14 protein-coding genes are annotated in these 16,636 nt (G+C 74.7%); 10 read left to right on the top strand and 4 right to left on the bottom strand.

All coding sequences use genetic code 11. From position 1 onward, the window contains the following. Positions 1-3 precede the first annotated feature (3 nt). Positions 4-837 (bottom strand): TrmB family transcriptional regulator, encoded by an 834-nt coding sequence (locus QP089_RS31965; protein WP_285916607.1) that lies wholly within the window; start codon positions 835-837, stop codon positions 4-6. Between the two features lie 134 nt (positions 838-971). Between QP089_RS31965 and QP089_RS31960 the strand changes: the two genes are divergently transcribed. Next, entirely contained in the window at positions 972-1,853 is an 882-nt protein-coding gene (locus QP089_RS31960) for a lysophospholipid acyltransferase family protein (RefSeq protein ID WP_285916606.1), read from the top strand. Between the two features lie 187 nt (positions 1,854-2,040). Here QP089_RS31960 and QP089_RS31955 read toward each other — a convergent pair whose 3' ends face one another. After that, positions 2,041-2,571: a helix-turn-helix transcriptional regulator gene (locus QP089_RS31955; RefSeq protein WP_446474102.1), complete on the bottom strand. Its 531-nt coding sequence runs from the start codon at positions 2,569-2,571 to the stop codon at positions 2,041-2,043. Between the two features lie 197 nt (positions 2,572-2,768). On the opposite strand from QP089_RS31955, the gene QP089_RS31950 reads away from it, so the two are divergent. From QP089_RS31950 to QP089_RS31915, 8 genes are all read left to right on the top strand, one after another. Continuing rightward, positions 2,769-4,028 carry a hypothetical protein gene (locus tag QP089_RS31950; RefSeq protein WP_285916604.1) on the top strand — a complete coding sequence of 420 codons (1,260 nt, stop codon included), beginning with the start codon at positions 2,769-2,771 and terminating at the stop codon, positions 4,026-4,028. Between the two features lie 62 nt (positions 4,029-4,090). Next, positions 4,091-6,460, top strand: coding sequence for a serine/threonine-protein kinase (locus QP089_RS31945; RefSeq protein WP_285916603.1), 2,370 nt, complete (start codon positions 4,091-4,093; stop codon positions 6,458-6,460). Then, positions 6,457-7,842 (top strand): protein phosphatase 2C domain-containing protein, encoded by a 1,386-nt coding sequence (locus tag QP089_RS31940; protein ID WP_285916602.1) that lies wholly within the window; start codon positions 6,457-6,459, stop codon positions 7,840-7,842. Before QP089_RS31945 ends, QP089_RS31940 begins: the two co-directional genes overlap by 4 nt. Further along, positions 7,839-9,194, top strand: a complete 1,356-nt coding sequence (locus QP089_RS31935; protein ID WP_285916601.1) for a vWA domain-containing protein — start codon at positions 7,839-7,841, stop codon at positions 9,192-9,194. Before QP089_RS31940 ends, QP089_RS31935 begins: the two co-directional genes overlap by 4 nt. A 2-nt stretch (positions 9,195-9,196) precedes the next feature. Then, a complete protein-coding gene (locus QP089_RS31930; protein ID WP_285916599.1) occupies positions 9,197-9,994 on the top strand; it encodes an FHA domain-containing protein in 798 nt (265 codons plus the stop codon). Then, positions 9,991-11,532 (top strand): GlnX family signal transduction membrane protein, encoded by a 1,542-nt coding sequence (locus QP089_RS31925; RefSeq protein ID WP_285916598.1) that lies wholly within the window; start codon positions 9,991-9,993, stop codon positions 11,530-11,532. The genes QP089_RS31930 and QP089_RS31925 overlap by 4 nt, the downstream gene beginning before the upstream one ends. A gap of 20 nt (positions 11,533-11,552) precedes the next feature. Continuing rightward, positions 11,553-12,425: a glutamate ABC transporter substrate-binding protein gene (locus QP089_RS31920; protein WP_353070651.1), complete on the top strand. Its 873-nt coding sequence runs from the start codon at positions 11,553-11,555 to the stop codon at positions 12,423-12,425. A 166-nt stretch (positions 12,426-12,591) separates the two neighbouring features. Then, on the top strand, positions 12,592-13,800 hold the full coding sequence (locus QP089_RS31915) for a hypothetical protein (RefSeq protein ID WP_285916597.1): 1,209 nt from the start codon (positions 12,592-12,594) through the stop codon (positions 13,798-13,800). On the opposite strand, the gene QP089_RS31910 is transcribed toward QP089_RS31915, so the two are convergent. Further along, positions 13,761-14,435 (bottom strand): hypothetical protein, encoded by a 675-nt coding sequence (locus QP089_RS31910; RefSeq protein WP_285916596.1) that lies wholly within the window; start codon positions 14,433-14,435, stop codon positions 13,761-13,763. The genes QP089_RS31915 and QP089_RS31910 overlap by 40 nt on opposite strands. 166 nt (positions 14,436-14,601) lie before the next feature. Between QP089_RS31910 and QP089_RS31905 the strand changes: the two genes are divergently transcribed. Further along, complete coding sequence (locus QP089_RS31905; RefSeq protein WP_446474103.1) at positions 14,602-15,102, top strand: PH domain-containing protein; 501 nt, start codon at positions 14,602-14,604, stop codon at positions 15,100-15,102. Positions 15,103-15,214: 112 nt separating this feature from the next. On the opposite strand, the gene QP089_RS31900 is transcribed toward QP089_RS31905, so the two are convergent. Then, on the bottom strand, positions 15,215-16,624 hold the full coding sequence (locus tag QP089_RS31900) for an NAD(P)/FAD-dependent oxidoreductase (RefSeq protein ID WP_285916594.1): 1,410 nt from the start codon (positions 16,622-16,624) through the stop codon (positions 15,215-15,217). Positions 16,625-16,636: the final 12 nt, after the last annotated feature.

Raw genomic sequence — 16,636 nt, 5'->3', positions numbered from 1 at the left:
CGCTCAGCCTCGGCCGCGGCCCAGCAGGCGGAGCAGGCCCGGATCGGTTGCGAACAGCCGGTCCAGCTCACCGGCACCGACACGCTCGGCGAGGATCTGCAGCGCGATGTCCTGCCGGACGTACTCCGCCGCCATCAGAGCGACCGCCGGGTCCGCCGTGTAGATGCCCCACGCCACCCCCTCGCCGAAGCCGCCCACCACGGCCTCGCGCCGGTCGCCGACGACCACCAGCAGCCGGTAGCCGAGGTCTTCGAGGACGGCCTCGGGCGCGGAGTAGCGGTGCCGGTACACGTGGCCCGTCCCGTCGCCGCCGAAGGGGTCGGCGTCCTCGCCGAACGAGACCACCGACACCTCGACGCCCCGCTCCGCCGCGTCCATGACGGCCTCCCGCAGCCGCCGCGTCTCCTCCGGCCACACGGACATGACCAGGTCGCGCCGGGCGCCCGCCACCACGTCCTCCGCCCGGTCCAGCATGGCCTCGGCGTCCTTGAGGCCGTGGATGAGGTGCCCCTCCGGCGCGGCGGCGACCGCCGGAAGCGCCGAGCGCAGCACCCCGACCGATCCGTCGAACTCCCGCCGCATCCGGTCCAGCAGCGCGTCCGGGGGCAGCGGCAGGTACTCGGTCGCGTCCGACGACCCCCGCAGCTCGTACGCCGCGCCCCGCGCCACCAGCTTGCCGAGCGTCTCGTACACCGTGCTGCGCGGCACCCCGGACCGCTTCGCCACCTCGTACCCGTTGACCGGCCTGCCCGCCCCGACGAGGGCAACGTACGCCTTGGCCTCGTATCCGGACATGCCGAGCCGCTGCAGATGCTCAAGGACCTCCCGCGCGCTCACCGCCGCAATGCTAGTTCTTCCCCCACCCGGAACACCCCGCGTCGCTCTGGTGCGCGCCACCCGAACCCGGTGTTGTAAGCGTTCACTGACCCTCGGGTCAGGGGCGGCGGTCGGGCTCCCTTACGATCGGCGGCATGGCCTCCCCTCTCGACTGGACCCCGCCGTCGCCCGCGCTGATCCGGGCCGCGAACCTGGCGCTGGAGCCGTGGCGCGCGTACACCTCGCCCGTCTTCCGCGGCATGGAGAACGTGCCCCGGACCGGGCCCGCGCTGCTGGTCGGCAACCACACGGTGTACGGGGTCGTCGACGCGCCGCTGATCTTCTTCGAGATCCACCGGCGGCGCGGGGTGTGGGTGCGGTCGCTGGCCGACCACGCGCACTGGCGGATCCCGGGCTGGCGCACGGTGATGGACCTGGGCGGCTCGGTCGACGGCACCCGCGACAACTGCCGCGCCCTGCTGCGGGACGGGCAGATGGTCGTGGTGTTCCCCGGCGGGGCCCGGGAGGCCACCCGCCACCGCGCGGACCGTTACCGGCTCCAGTGGGAGGGCCGGCTGGGCTTCGCGCGCCTGGCGGTGGAGGCGGGCTGCCCGATCATCCCGTTCGGCTCGGTCGGCGTGGAGGAGATGTTCACGACCGTGCTGGACCCGAGCAGCCCGCTGCTGGCCCCGGCCCGGCTGCTCGGCCGCGCCGTGCTGGGCGAGCGCGGGATGCGCGACGACGTGCTGATGCCGGTGTCGCGCGGCATCGGGCTCACGCCGGTCCCGCGCCCGCAGCGGCTCTACTTCGGTTTCGGCGAGCCGATCGACACGTCCCTGTGGGCCGGCCGCGCCGACGACGACCGGGCGGTCACCGAGGTGCGCGACCTGGCCCGCAAGGCCGTCGAGGGGATCGTCCACGGCCTGCGCGCCGAGCAGCGCGACGACCCGTCCCGCACCCCGGCGGGCCGGCTGTCCCGCAGGGCGGGCCGCCTCATCGGCCACGCCGTCCGCGCCCCCCGCTGCCTCCTCCGCTAACCGAAAGGCACGAAAGGCGTGAACCCGCAACACCCGCACGCCCGAACCCCGACCCCGCACCGACCGCAACGTTGCGATCGCGTGCGAAGCCGGATTCGAGCGAGCGAGAATCCGATCGCGAAGCGAGCCCCCAGGGCGAGTCGGAGCGATGCAGCGATCGCCGCAGGACCCGCCGAAGGAAGGCGCCCTAGCGCCTGACGCCAAGGGTCCTGGATTGAAAGGGCAGGTAGCGGTCGGCGCGGCGGGGGCGGGCGGGGAGGCCGGTGGACTCGACGGCGAGGATGCGGTCGAAGCGGAAGGCGCGGACGCCGCGCCGCATCCGGCACCAGCCGACGAGGTACCAGTGGTCGCGGTGGACGAGGCAGGTGACGGGCTCCACCTCGCGGATCGTCACGTTCGCGCCCGCGTCGCCGTAGCAGAGCCGGACGACGCGGTGCTCGGTGATGGCCGCGGCGATGACGCGGGCGCGGTCGGCGGTGGAGGCGTCCAGGGGCGCGGTGAGGGTGGCCACGGTCGCGGCGACCACGTCGTCGTGGGCGCCGGGCGAGGCGGGGTCGAGGAGGGAGCGCAGGGCGCGGCGGGCGGTGGTCGCCTGCGGGCCGGCGCCGAGGTGCGCGAGCGAGAGCGCGAGGGCCGCGATCTCGGCGGCGGTGAGCATGGTGCCGGAGGCCGCGCCGTGCGCGGGGGTGGACCGAAGGTGCGTCGCAACGTTCGCCATGGTTCGATCATACGTTCGAACACTGACATTTCGCAGTGCCCGGGCACGCCCGGAAAGCGTCACCTGACGCACGGCGGACGGCGGGACGCGGCCCGGGGGCGCCCGTGCTTGAGATGCCCACCGTGCATGGGGAACACTGTGCCCAAAACGGGCTCTATTCGGGGGAATCGGGGCGGACACATGATCGTGGACGGGCGGTGAGCGATCCGCGGGCGGCCCGGCCCCCCTGGGACCGGGACGAGGCCGACCGGGCGCTGGCGCGGCTGCGCGACGAGAAGGAGCGCATCAGCACGGCCCTGCTCGAACTGGAGGGGCACCAGGGGTTCCAGTTGCTGGACGGAGCCGCGCTCGAGGGCAGGACGCGCCGGGTGCAGGCCGAGGTGCGGTCGCGGACGGTGGAGATCTGGGCGCTGTTCGACCTCTACGGGCGGACGCTCGCCGAGGCCGAGCGGCTGCGCGCCCGGCATTCGCGGCCGAACCAGTCGCAGCTCGCCGAGCTGGCGCGGCTGCTGACCGGACCGTCGGTCGAGCTGCCCGCCGTGGAGGTCCCGCTCGAGCGCCGCACGCTGCTGGCCGTCCCCGCGGGCGAGAGGCTGACCCTGCGGGCGGTCGTCTCGCGGATGACGCCGCTGTACGAGGACGTCGCGAAGACCGTCGCAGCGCTCGACGCCGTCTGGTCGGCGCTGCTGTCCCGGCTCGCGGAGGTCGAGGCCGAGCGGCGCGCCGCCTCCGAGCTGCTGGATTCGCTCGGCGGAATGGATCCCGATCTGGACCGGCTGACCGCGGAGCTGCGGGACGTGGCGGCGCTCATACGCAGCGATCCGCTCGCGCTCGCCAACGGCGGGCGTCCCGACACCAGCCGCCTGGACGCGCTGCGGACCGCGCTGGCGGACACGCGGCGCGGGCTGGAAGAGGCGCACCGGCTGCGCGACGGCTTCGCCGACAGGATCGCGCGGATCGCGGCGGACCTGGACGCGCTGCGCGCCGCGGAGGCCGAGGCGCGCCGCGTCCGCGACGAGGTGCTGGCCAAGATCGCCTCCCCGGTGCTGCCGGACCTGACCGACATGTCCGCCACGCTCGCCGACCGGCTCGCGGCCGTCGGCGGGCCGCCGCGGGCCGCGAACGCGCACGCGGCGAAAGGAGGCGGCTGGAACGAGCTGGCCGGCCGCGTCACCGACCTGGAACGCGAGGCACGCGGCGCGCTGGACCGGGCCCGCCGGGACGTCGAGATGATCCGGGGGCTGCTGGACCGGCGCGAGGAGCTGCGCGGACGGCTGGAGGCGTACCGGGCGAAGGCCGCGCGGCTCGGCGGCGCCGAGGACGCCGGGCTCGCCGCGCTCTACGAGCGGGCCCGCGAGCTGCTCTGGACCTCGCCGTGCGACCTGCGGAAGGCGACCGTGACGCTTTCGGAGTACCAGCAGGCGATCACCTCGCGGGCGAAGGGAGCGGAACGTTGAGCCAGTGCACCGCGGCGGACTGCGGCGGAACCATCGAGGACGGTTACTGCGTCATATGCGGCATGCCGCCAGCCTCGCCGAGCCCGTCCACCACGCCCGGTCCGCCGGCGTCCGGTTCCGCCGCGTCCTCCACCGCGTCCAGCGCCTGCGGCCAGCCGGGATGCTCGGGGACGATCGTGGACGGCTACTGCGACGAGTGCGGCTCCTCGCCTGCCGTCCAGGCACCGCCCGCCCCGTCCGCGCCGCCCGACGACAAGTGCCGCCAGCCGGGGTGCTCCGGGACCATCGCCGACGGATACTGCGACGAATGCGGCGCTTCCCCTGACCAGTCGCCGGCCTCGTCCGGGACCACCGGAACCAGTGGGACGCCCCGGACGGGCAGCACCCGCACCGGCTCGTCGCGGTCGTCCGGACGGCGCGGGATGCTGGGCGCCGATCTGGTGGAGGTGCCGCGCGTCCCGTACCGGGACCCGTCGTCGGCGGTGATGAGCGACCCGCAGGTCGCCGAGGGCAAGCGGTTCTGCTCCAACTGCGGTGAGCCGGTGGGCCGCGGCCGCGCCGACCGGCCGGGCCGCACCGAAGGGTTCTGCCCGAAGTGCGGCACCGGGTTCTCCTTCACCCCGAAGCTCAGCCCGGGCGACCTGGTCGCCCACCAGTACCGGGTGCTCGGCTGCATCGCGCACGGCGGCCTCGGCTGGATCTACCTGGCGCGGGACGAGCGGGTCAGCAACCGGTGGGTGGTGCTCAAGGGCCTGCTCGACACCGGCGACGCCGACGCCAGGATCGCGGCGGAGGCCGAGCGCGCCTACCTCGCCGCGGTCGACCACCCCAACATCGTCAAGATCTACAACTTCGTCGAGCACGACGGCGACGACTACATCGTCATGCAGTACGTCGGCGGCCGGTCGCTCAAGGACATCCTGCTGGAGCAGCCGCAGCCCACCGGCGAGAAGCACCTGCCGCTCCCGCAGGCCATCGCCTACGGCCTGGAGGTCCTGCGCGCGTTCGACTACCTGCACGCCAACGGCCTGGTCTACTGCGACTTCAAGCCCGACAACGTCATCCAGTCCGAGGAGGAGCTGAAGCTCATCGACCTCGGCGGGGTGCGGCGCCTCGACGACCCGGACGGCGCCATCTACGGCACGATCGGCTACCAGGCGCCCGAGATCGCCGACGCCGGCCCGTCCGTCAGCTCCGACCTCTACACGGTCGGGCGCGCGCTGGCCGTGCTGAGCTTCCCGTTCAAGGGCTACACCCGCGCCTACGTCGACAGCCTGCCGCCGCGCGACGAGGTGCCGCTGCTGCAGGAGTTCGAGTCCTACGACCGTTTCCTGCGGCGGGCGACCCACAAGGACCCGGCCGAGCGGTTCCAGGACGCCGCGGAGATGGCCGAGCAGCTGACCGGCGTGCTGCGCGAGGTGGTGGCGGCGCAGGAGGGCGCGCCGCGTCCCGCGCCGTCCGCGCTGTTCGGGCCCGAGCGGTTCGACCCGTGGATGGCGGGCGACCTGTCCGCCGAGTCCGCGCTGCCGCCCGTCCCGCCGCGGATCGCGGCGTCGGCGCTGCCGGTGCCGCTGGTGGACGGCGCCGACCCGGCCGCCGCGTTCCTGGCGGGGCTGACCGCGCTGGACGACGAGCAGCTCGGCCCGGTGCTGGAGAACGCGCCGGAGCGCACGCCCGAGGTGCTGCTGGCGCTCGCCCGCGTGAAGATCGAGACGGGCGCGGCGGGCGAGGCGTCGGCGCTGCTGAGCGAGGTCGCCCTGAGCCGTCCCGGTGACTGGCGGGTCGACTGGTACCGCGCGGTGGCGCTGCTCGCCGGGGAGCGGACGGCCGAGGCCGAGCGGTGCTTCGACCGGCTGTACGGGCTGCTGCCCGGCGAGGCGGCGCCGAAGCTGGCGCTGGCCTACTGCCGCGAGCACTCCGCGCCGGACGGCGCCGTCCGGCTGTTCGAGCTGGTGTGGCGGACCGACCACGGCTACCTCACCGCGGCGTTCGGGCTGGCCCGGGTGCATCTGGCCGCGGGCCGCCGGGCGCAGGCGGTCGCGGCGCTGGACGCGGTGCCGAAGATCTCCATCCGGTACGTGCCCGCGCAGGTCGCGGCGGTGACGACGGCGGTGCGCGGCCGCGCGCCCGCGGAGCTGTCGGCGGCCGAGCTGGTCGCGGCGGGCGAGCGGCTGCGCGGCCTCGACCTGGACGACGAGCGCCGCGACAGGCTCGCCGCCGAGATCCTGGAGGCCGCCCTCGGCTGGCTGCCCGGCGGCGCCGGCAACGGCGCGCGGGGCGGCGCGCTGATGGGCGAGCCGCTGGAGGAGGCCGCGCTGCGGCGCCGGCTGGAACGCACCTACCGGGAGCTGGCGCGCCGCTCCCGCAGCCGGGACGAGTCCCGGCTGCTCATCGACTCCGCCAACGCCGTACGCCCGAGGACGCTCCTGTGACCGACGAGCCCACCATCGGCCCCGACATCGACAACGCCGCCGCCAAGCCGGCCGAGCCGACCTGCCCCGCGTGCAAGGAGATCGTCTACCCGGGGTACGTGTTCTGCGAGAACTGCGGGCACAAGCTCGGCGACCCGCCGCCCGCCGTTCCCGGCGAGAGCGGCGTGCCTCCGCGCGAGGGCGCGACGATTCGGCAGAGTTCCGCCTCGCTCGCGCGGCGCCGGGCGGCCGGGCGTCCCTGTCCGGAATGCGGTGGCGCGGCGATCGACGCCGACGGCTACTGCGAGCGCTGCGGCGTGCGGCAGCCCGCCGAGCGCGACCATGTGGAGATCAGCCTTCCGGCGGCCGGGAGCCCGGACGGGTCCGGGGCCGACGGCTCGGGCGCGCTCGCGGCGGCCGGGGCCAGCGACCGCGGCCGGCGCTACAGCCGCAACGAGGACGCGCTCGCCCTCGCCGCGCACGCCGCCGGCATCGTGGCGGTCGTGTCGGACGGGGTCGGCTCCTCGCAGCGTCCGGACGAGGCGTCCCGCGCGGCGGCCGACACCGCCGCGGCCGAGCTGGCGGCGCTGCTGGACGCCGGCGAGGACCCGGAGGAGGCGACCCGCGCGGCGGCGCTGAAGGCGGCCGGTGCGGTCGCGGCGCTCGCCGCGTCCCCGTCCGAGGCGCCGTCGTGCACGTACGTGTCGGCGGTGACGCGCGGTGCGACGCTGACGGTCGGGTGGGTCGGCGACAGCCGCGCCTACTGGCTGTCCGCGCAGGAGGGCGCGACGGCCGACGGCCGCCTGGAGGACACGCAGCCGGACGCGACCAGGCCCGACGGCGCGGGCGACGGCGACGCGGGCGGCGACACCGAGCCGAACACGGGCGACATGGCCGAGCTGGGCCCGTCCCGGCAGCTCACCGAGGACGACTCCTGGGCCGCGATCATGGTGGCGCAGGGCTCGCTGACCGAGGCGGAGGCGGAGGCGCACCCGAACGCGCACGTCATCACCGCCTGGCTGGGCGCGGACGCGGGCGAGGTCCGGCCGCACGTCGCGACGTTCCGCCCGACCGGCCCCGGCACGCTGCTGGTGTGCAGCGACGGCCTGTGGAACTACTTCCCGGCCGCCGCCGACCTGGCGGCCCTCCTCGGCGGGCCGGACGGCGCTGCGGGCGGCCCGGCGGAAGGCACCGCGGAAGGCACCGCAGACGGCTCGGCGGACGGCTCGGCGGGCGGGGAGCGGCCCGATCCGGCCGCCGATCCGCTCGGCGCCGCGCGGGCGCTCGTCCAGCACGCCCTCGAGGCCGGCGGGCGCGACAACATCACCGTCGCGGTGGTCCCCTTCCCCTCTCCCCCAGTCCCCCCGCGCACGCCACCCGAGAGCACGGAGCAGCACCGATGAGCGAGCAGCCGCAATTCACCGTCAAGGTCGACCAGAACAAGTACCTGCCCGCGGGCGGCCGCGAGGTGCACGCCGTCGTGTCCGTCGAGGCGACCGGCCCGGCGCTGCCGTCGCCGTCCGCGGTGGACGCCGCGGTGGTGATCATCATCGACACGTCCGGCTCGATGTCCTACCCCGACAGCAAGCTGCGCGCGGCGGTCGCCGCCGCGCAGACCGCGGTGGACACCCTGCGCGACGGCGTCGACTTCGCGATCGTCTCCGGTTCCAACGCGGCGTCGATGGTCTTCCCGCAGCAGCCCGGCCTGGTGAAGGCCACCGAGGACAACCGGCGGCGGGCCAGGCAGGAGCTGGGGCGGCTGAAGGCGTCCGGCGGCACCGCGATCGGGTCGTGGCTGCGGCTCGCCGACGAGATCTTCGACGCCCGGCAGGGCGCCGTCCGGCAGGCGATCCTGCTGACCGACGGCAAGAACCAGCACGAGACGCCCGACCAGCTGAACGCCGCGCTGGCCCGCTGCGCGGGGCGGTTCGTCTGCGACTGCCGCGGCATCGGCACCGACTGGGAGGTCGCCGAGCTGCGCCGGATCGCCTCCGCGCTGCTCGGCAGCGTCGAGTTCATCCGCGACACCAACGACCTCGCGGCCGACTTCCGGGCGATGACCGAGGCGGCGATGGGCAAGGCCGTCGCCGACGTCGCGCTGCGCGTGTGGACGCCGAAGACCGCGACGCTGAGGTTCGTCAAGCAGGTCATGCCGTCGGTGGACGACCTGAGCGACAAGCGCGTGGAGTCCGCGCCGCAGGCGGGCGACTACCCGCTCGGCGCCTGGGGCGCGGAGAGCCGCGACTACCACGTCTGCGTGGAGGTGCCGCCCGGCGAGGTCGGCAAGGAGGTGCGCGCCGCGTGGGTGAAGCTGGTCGTGCCGGGGGCGCCCGGTGAGGAGGCGCAGGTGCTGGCGACCGGCAACGTGCTCGCGCAGTGGACCGACGACGAGGCGCTCTCCACCAAGATCAACCCGCGGGTCGCCGACTACACCGGGCAGGCGGAGCTGGCGCAGGCCATCCAGGAGGGCCTCGAGGCGCGCGCCAAGGGCGACACCGACACCGCGACGGCGCGGCTCGGCCGCGCGGTGGTGCTGGCCGACCAGGCCGGCAACGAGGAGATCACCTCGCTGCTGCGCCGGGTCGTGGACGTCGTCGACGCGGCGACCGGGACCGTCCGGCTGCGCCGCGACGTGGACAAGGCGGACGAGATGACGCTCGACACCCGGTCCACCAAGACCGTCCGGACCCGCGGTGCCGGGACCCCGACGACGCGCAAGGACGAGACCGTGACGACGCGGCGGGGCGAGGGCTGAGCATGGCGATCTGCCCCAGCGGACACACGTCCCAGGCCACCGACTACTGCGACGAGTGCGGCGCGCTCATCGGCGGCTCCGCGCCCGCTCCCGCGTCCCCGCCCGTCCCGGGGCCGACCGGTGGCGGCGGGGAGCGGCCCTGCCCGGACTGCGGCGAGCCCGGCACCGACCGGTTCTGCGAGATCTGCGGATACGACTTCGTGGCCGGCGGCGGCCGGCCGACCCCGCCCTCGTCGCCCGTTCCGCTGCCGCCCGTTCCCGCCCCGCCGGTTCCGGCTCCGCCGGTGCCCGCGCCGCCCGTCCCGGCCCCGCCCGTGCCCGCACCGCCGGTGCCCGCGCCCCCGGTTCCGGCTCCGCCCGTCCCGGCGCCTCCCGTGCCCGGCGCGACGGGCTGGACGGCCGTGGTCGTGGCCGACCGCGAGTACTACAACGCGGTCATCGCCGAGGAGGGGCCCGACTCGGCGTCGCTGGCGTTCCCGCCCTACGCGCCGGAGCGGCGGATCCCGCTCAGCGGCCGGCAGGTCCGCATCGGGCGGCGGAGCTCGGCGCAGGCGTCCCCGCCGGAGATCGACCTGCACGAGCCGCCGGAGGACCCGGGCGTCTCGCACGTCCACGCGGTGCTGCTGGCCAAGCCGAATGGCACGTGGACGCTCGTCGACCCCGGTTCCACGAACCGGACGTGCCTGAACGGCTCCATCGAGCCGATCCCGCTGAACGTGGAGGTCCCGGTGTCCGCGGGCGACCGCATCCACGTCGGCGCCTGGACCACCATCACGCTGACCCGAGACGAGGCGATATGACGGCCGTCCAGCAGGCGCCGGCGGGACCGCCGGGCCCACCGTCCGGACGTCCCGCCGCGCCCGCCGCGGGCGCCTTCGCCCCGCCAGAGCCGCGGTCGTCGCGGCGCCCGCGGCGGCCGCGACGCGCGGACGCCGCGGAGCCCACGGGTATCGCACGGTTCCTGCCGCGCACCGTCGCCGGCCGGATCCGCGCGCTGACCGCCGTGGTCGCCGTGGTGCTCCTGGTCCTGCTGGCGGTCGCCTGGACCGCGGTCGGCGACGCCCGCGACGGCGTCCGGGTGATCGGGCACGACGCCGGTCCGCAGGTCGTCGCGACCGGCGACATGTACTTCCAGCTGTCGGACATGGACGCCCAGCTCGCCAACGCGCTGCTCGCCGGCGACGCGCAGGGCGGCGGGCGCGACCAGGCGCTGGCCCGCTACGACCAGGACCGGCAGAAGGCCGGCGACGCGCTGCTGAAGGCCGCGAAGCTGGCCGACGAGACCACCGAGGACAACACGGCCCGCGAGCTGCTGGACGGGCTCGGCCGCTATGAGCGGCTCGCCTCGCAGGCACTGCTGCTCGACCAGCAGTCCACCCGCACGTCGGGACGTCCGCCGCAGCGCGTGCTGGACGTGTACCGGCAGGCGACCGACATGATGAAGCTCGACCTGCTGCCGAAGGCGTACAACCTCACGCTCGACAACGGCACCCTCGTCCGGCACACCTACGAGGACAAGCGGTCCGACGTCCGGACGGGCGCGGTGTGGGTCATCGTCGCCGGGGTCGCCCTGCTGGCCGTCCTGGCCGGGCTCCAGGTGTACCTGGCGCGGCGCTTCCGGCGTCTGCTGAACCCGGGCCTGGCACTCGCCACGCTCGGCGCGCTGGCGCTCGTCGCCTCCTGCGCCGCGATGCTCGCCGGGCAGGCCGACGACCTGCGCCGGGCGAAGGAGCAGGGCTTCGACCCGATCCTGTCGCTGTCGCGGGCGCGCGCCATCGGCAACAGCGCGAACGCCGACGAGACGCGCTTCCTGCTCGACCCGGACCGCGCCGACACCTACGAGCAGGTCTATCTGCAGAAGTCGCAGACGATCCTGTACCTGAAGGCCGGGAGCCTCGACGAGTACAACGCGGCCGTGCAGAAGGGGCTGTCAGCCGATGGGGGACGCGCGCCGTTCCTCGGCTTCCTCGGCGCGGAGGCCGGCCGGGTCGATGACCTCGCCCGGCCCGTGAACACCGATGCCGCGCTCAACCGCGTCCTGGCGGACTACCAGAGGGTCCAGCTCAACGACCACCGGATGCGCGAGCTCGCCGACGGCGGGCGGCGCGAGGAGGCCATCGCGGCGCGCGGCGCGGCCACCGCCGACTTCGCCCGCTACGACAAGGACATGCACGCCCTGATCGGCATCCACCACGCCGCCTTCGACCAGGCCGTCGAGGACGGCGAGCACGGCACGCGCGGCTGGTACGCGGTGCTGCCCGTCGCGGGCGTCGTCATCGTCGCGCTCGCGCTCCTCGGGGTGCGGCCGCGCCTGGCCGAGTACCGGTGGCAGAGATGAGAGCGCGCGGAATGAGGACCATGGGGATGCGGCGGGACGGGCGCGCCCGGCGCGCGGCGGCGGCGCTGCTGGCCGCCGGGACGGCGCTGGCGGCGGCCGCGTGCGGGATCGCCGACGCGGGCGAGTCGTCCGTCGCGCACGAGAGCGAGCTGACGATCGGCGTCAACACCGACCAGCCGGGCGTCGGGTCCCGGGCCGGCGGCACCTACGAGGGCTTCGACATCGACATCGCCAAGGAGGTCGCCAGGCGGCTCGGCGTCACCGGGTCGCACGTCCGCTTCGCGCCGGTGACGTCCAAGACCCGCGAGAGCCTGATCAAGGCGGGCAAGGTCGACCTCGTCGTCGCCAGCTACTCCATCACGCCCGAGCGGAAGCTGGACGTCGCGTTCGCCGGGCCGTACTACGTCGCGCACCAGGACGTCCTCGTGCGGGAGTCCGACGCGTCCGCGGTGAAGAACGTCCACGGCCTGACCGGAAAGCGGCTGTGCCGGGTCGCCGGGTCGGTGTCGTTCCCGCGCGTCCGCGACGAGATGGGCGTCGCCGCGCGGCCCGCCGACGTCGGCGCCAGCGAGGGGTACGCCGCCTGCCTCGCCGGGCTCACCGCCGGCCGGCTCGACGCCGTCTCGACCGACGACCTCATCCTGGCGGGCCTGGCCGCGCAGGCCGCCCGGCAGGGCCACAAGGTGAAGATCGTCAACGCGCCGTTCTCGGACGAGCCGTACGGCATCGGGCTGCGCAAGGACGACGTGGACGGCTGCGAGGCCGTGAACAAGGCGATCACCGGGATGTACCAGGACGGCACCGCGCCGCGGCTGCTGCACAAGTGGTTCGACCCGTCGGGGTTGAAGGTCACCACCACCGTGCCCCAGTTCGAGGGCTGCGACGAATCGTAACCGGTCGAGCACACAACGGCGTCGGTGGCGTGGCATGAAGGGCGGATGAGACCGGACGGTCACTGAGATCAGTCGGTTACGTAAGTTCCGGTCGGCGCGCGTGATCGTAAGTTATGGTCGCGATCAAAACCCATTCCGGTAGGAACCGCCCCGCCCGAGGAGTGCCATGACGACGGTCATCCTGGTGGTGCTGTGCGTCGTGGTCGGGGCGCTGGAACTCTACGCGGGCCGCCAGAGCCGCAACCAGGCCACCGCGTTCACCCGCCGCGTCGACGAGCTGAACGAGCAGGTCACCAAGCAGAACAACGTGCTGGTCACGGTCGGCGAGCAGCTCACCGCCGAGCTGTCGCGGGTCAAGCAGGACGTGCTGCCGGCGCTGGACGGCCGGCTGCGGCACAGCAGCGAGCAGGTCGAGGAGCTGGCCGGGCGGGTCCACCAGGCCGACGAGCACCTGCGCGTCCAGGCCGGCCGGCTGCACGACCTGGAGCAGCAGCGGATCACGCTGACCGCGCTGCGCCGCAAGCTCGGCGAGATCGAGACGTCGGTGCGCTCGGTGACCAGCACCGGCGCGGCGGCGGTCGCCGGGCAGGTCGAAGGCGCGCTGGACCGGCTCGCCGAGCTGGAGCGCGGCGGCGAGGAGATCCTCGAACTGCAGCGCACCCTCACCCGCACGCTGGAGGACGTCGAGGACGTCGTCACCGAGCTGCTCCAGTACACCGAGGGCGAACTGGACGACACCGTCACCGCCGCGCTGACCGGCCGGCCGCGCACGCACCCCGGCGGGACGTCCGTCACCGCGACCGGGCGGCTGTGGACGCGCGACGACCAGCTCGACGACATCCTCACCGAGATGTACGAGCGGTGCGTGCGGGCCAGCCGGCTGAACGTCCGGTTCCGCACGGCCGAGGGCACCGACGGCACGGCGCCCGGCTCCCCCGAGCGGCGCCGCTACTTCCTCGGCGGGCTGGCTGCCGAGGACCTCGCCGGCGCCTTCAGCGCCCTGCTCATCTCGGCCGGAAGCGCGGCGCCGCGCAACGGCCTCAGCGCCAACGGCGGCGACCGGCGCGGCGGCCTCGCCCGCGTCGAGCCCGGCCTGCCGCCCGGCGTGGAGCCCCCGCGCGCCCCCGAGGACGAGGAGGCCCTCAAGGCGCTGCTGCGCACCCTGTCGGAGTGCTCGGGAGCGGTGGCGCAGATCGGGCCGCTGATGGCCGTCCGGACCCGCGACGAGCTGCTGTGCGCGGTGCTGACCGCCGCGCAGTCACTGGAGCTGGAGAGCGACGAGGTGTTCTGGGACCCGTCCTCCGCCACCGAGCGGCTGCGGCGGCTGCCGTCCCATCAGCTGTGGGACCTGACCGCCTGGTCCTCCACCCCGTAGGCCGCGCCGTCACTCGGGGCGCCGTCCACGCCGTAGGCCCGCACCGTCCGCTCCGCCGGGCCGCCGATCCGCACGTACAGCGGGCAGTGCAGGGCGCGCGTCACCGGCTCGACCTCCGCGCACAGGCCGACGCCCGCGGCCCGGTCGAGGAACACCACGTTCTCCACCGCACGCGCCCCGCGCACCGCGTACGGCACCGAGTCGGCGTCGCCGGTGTCGAACAGCTCCTCGAACGTCAGCCGCCGCGCGAACCGCATCAGCACCGCCGCGTCCACGACCCGGCTGCCGATCGCCTCGGCCGGGCCCGCCACCACGATGCCGAAGCTCGGGTTCTCGCGGCCCCTCACGTAGATCTCCCGGTCGGGCTCCAGGCCCCGGCGGCGGTCCGGGAGCTGCAGCCCGAAACCGGCGTCGCCGTCCACGAACGCGGGCGGGCCGAACCCGGTCGCGCCGCCGGGGACCCGCAGCACCGTCTCGGGCGTCCGCCAGCCCGGCAGGTACACCCCGAGCCCGCGCAGCAGCAGCCGCCAGATCGGGCGCCCCATGACGTCGGGAGGGGACCAGCCGCCCTGCGGCCCGCGGGCGCCCGCGCGGTCCTCCTGCGGCTGCTCCCCGGGGTCGCGCACGCCGTCCATGAGCAACATCATCAGGCGCGTGCCCGGCGCGCACAAGGCCAATGCCGCGTTCCCCGCGCGGACCCGCCCGCCTTACCCCGCGGTCCCTGCATCGCCGGTCCGCGGTGGGCTACGGTTGGACACACCGGATCATGACGAGGACGCCGCCGTGAATCTGCAGGACATGATGGTCTACCGCGACTCCAAGTCGCGGACCGTCGACAGGTACCTGATGGCCTACGAGGGCCGGGTCATCGCGGTACGCCGGCATCCGGCGGTGCTCCTGCTGCCGGCCGTCGTCGTCGTCGCCAGCCTCATCCTCTGTGCCACGGTCTCCGCCGTCACCGGGACCATCTGGATCTGGTGGCTGTGGCTGCCGGTGATCGGCTACCTGGTCTGGAAGGTCGCCGCCTGGTCCCTCCAGTTCTTCCTGGTCACCGAGCACCGGGTGATGCTGATCAGCGGCGTGCTGAACCGCACCATCGCGATGATGCCGCTGGCGAAGGTCACCGACATCACGCTGGAGCGGTCCGTCGCCGGGCGGATGCTCGGGTACGGCGAGTTCATCCTGGAGTCGGCCGGACAGAAGCAGGCGCTGCGCAACGTCGGCTACATGCCCTACCCGGAGCAGCTCTACCTGGAAGTCTCCTCGGTCATCTTCGGCGCCACCGAAGAAGCCCCCGACTAACCCCAGCCCGCGCCACACGCCCCGCGACGGGCCAGATTCTTTCGCGCGATCACTTCCTCGCGACGGGCCGGATTCCTTCGCAGTGCCCGCCGGAGGCGGGCACTGCTGTTCCTTAGGAGTCGAAGCCGAGGCCGAGGCGGTCGAGGGTGCGGAGCCAGAGGCCGCGGCGGCCCTCGTTGCGGTCGGCGCGGGCGATCTCCCGCCGGGTGAGCTCGATGACGCCGTACCTGAGCGGTTCGGGCGGGAACGGGACGGGCTTGGAGCGCACCATCGCCAGCCGCGTGCGTTCGGTCTCCTCGCCGGGCGCCAGGCCGATGCGGAGGAGGTCGAGCATGACGTCGGCGCCGAAGCGGGTGGCTCCGACGCCGAGGCCGGTGTAGCCCGCCGCGTAGGCGAGCCTGCGGTCGTGGGCCGTCCCGTAGAACGCGCAGAAACGGCTGCACGTGTCGATGACGCCTCCCCACGCGTGGGTGAAGCGGATGCCTTCGAGCTGGGGAAAGGTGCTAAAGAAGTGCCGCGCCAGGGCGGCGAACGTGGCGGGACGGTTCTCCAGCTCCGGACGCAGCCCGTTCCCGTAGTGGTAGACGGCGTCGTACCCGCCCCAGAGGATCCGGTCGTCCGCCGTGAGCCGGTAGTAGTGGAACTGGTTCGCGCCGTCCCCGAGGCCCTGCCGGTGCTTCCAGCCGACGGCCTCCCGCTGCGCCGGGGTGAGTGGCTCGGTGACCAGCGCGTAGTCGTACACCGGGACCAGGAAGCCCCGCATGCGCCGCAGCAGCGGCGGGAACGCGCCGGTCGCGAGGGCGACGTGCCGGGCCGTCACCGACCCGTACGCGCCGCTCAGCCGCAGCCTGCCGGCGTCCGACCGCAGACCGGTCACCCGCGTGTTCTCATGGATGCGGACGCCGAGGGACCTGCACGCGGCGGCCAGCCCGAAGGCGAGCTTTGCGGGATGCACCATGGCGACGGCGTCGCGGTCCCACAGCCCGGCGAGGTAGGTGGGCGAGGCGACCTCCCCGCGGACGGCGTCCGGGCCGAGCAGGATCGGCTCCCAGCCCAGCTCGTACGCCCTCTCCGCCTCCCGCTCCAGCGCCGGGACCTGCCACTCCGCCGTCGCGACGGTCATCTCCCCGGTCGGCTCCCACTCGGCGTCGATGCCGTAGCGGGTGAGGGTCGCGGCGATGGCGCGCAGGTTGTCCCAGCCGAGCCGTTCGAGGGCGTGCATCTCGTCCGGCCAGCGGCCGGCGCCGTTCTCCAGGCCGTGGGTGAGGCTGGCCGCGCAGAACCCGCCGTTGCGTCCCGACGCGGCCGACCCCACCCGCCCGGCCTCCAGCACGACCACGTCCAGGGACGGGTCGCGCTCCTTGGCGAGCAGGGCCGTCCACAGGCCGCCGTAGCCGCCGCCGACCACGGCGAGGTCGCACGTCACCTCCCCCGCGAGCGCCGGCCCCGGCTCGGGCCGGCCGGCGCCGGCGAGCCAGTAAGGCGCGGGTTCCGCCTCCGCGAGCGCCTTCGACACGTCCACGGGTCCATCCTG

Origin of the sequence: Actinomadura opuntiae, from assembly GCF_030283205.1 — a bacterium.
Taxonomy (GTDB): domain Bacteria; phylum Actinomycetota; class Actinomycetes; order Streptosporangiales; family Streptosporangiaceae; genus Spirillospora.
Note: the sequence above shows the minus strand (reverse complement) of the source record. Positions and strands in the feature narration are given on the sequence as shown.

Coding starts and splice junctions, on each gene's coding strand:
- QP089_RS31960 (WP_285916606.1), top strand. CDS start 972: ATGGCCTCCCCTCTCGACTGGACCCCGCCGTCGCCCGCGCTGATCCGG.
- QP089_RS31955 (WP_446474102.1), bottom strand. CDS start 2,571: ATGGCGAACGTTGCGACGCACCTTCGGTCCACCCCCGCGCACGGCGCG.
- QP089_RS31945 (WP_285916603.1), top strand. CDS start 4,091: ATGCCGCCAGCCTCGCCGAGCCCGTCCACCACGCCCGGTCCGCCGGCG.
- QP089_RS31935 (WP_285916601.1), top strand. CDS start 7,839: ATGAGCGAGCAGCCGCAATTCACCGTCAAGGTCGACCAGAACAAGTAC.
- QP089_RS31930 (WP_285916599.1), top strand. CDS start 9,197: ATGGCGATCTGCCCCAGCGGACACACGTCCCAGGCCACCGACTACTGC.
- QP089_RS31925 (WP_285916598.1), top strand. CDS start 9,991: ATGACGGCCGTCCAGCAGGCGCCGGCGGGACCGCCGGGCCCACCGTCC.
- QP089_RS31920 (WP_353070651.1), top strand. CDS start 11,553: ATGGGGATGCGGCGGGACGGGCGCGCCCGGCGCGCGGCGGCGGCGCTG.
- QP089_RS31915 (WP_285916597.1), top strand. CDS start 12,592: ATGACGACGGTCATCCTGGTGGTGCTGTGCGTCGTGGTCGGGGCGCTG.
- QP089_RS31910 (WP_285916596.1), bottom strand. CDS start 14,435: ATGGACGGCGTGCGCGACCCCGGGGAGCAGCCGCAGGAGGACCGCGCG.
- QP089_RS31905 (WP_446474103.1), top strand. CDS start 14,602: ATGGTCTACCGCGACTCCAAGTCGCGGACCGTCGACAGGTACCTGATG.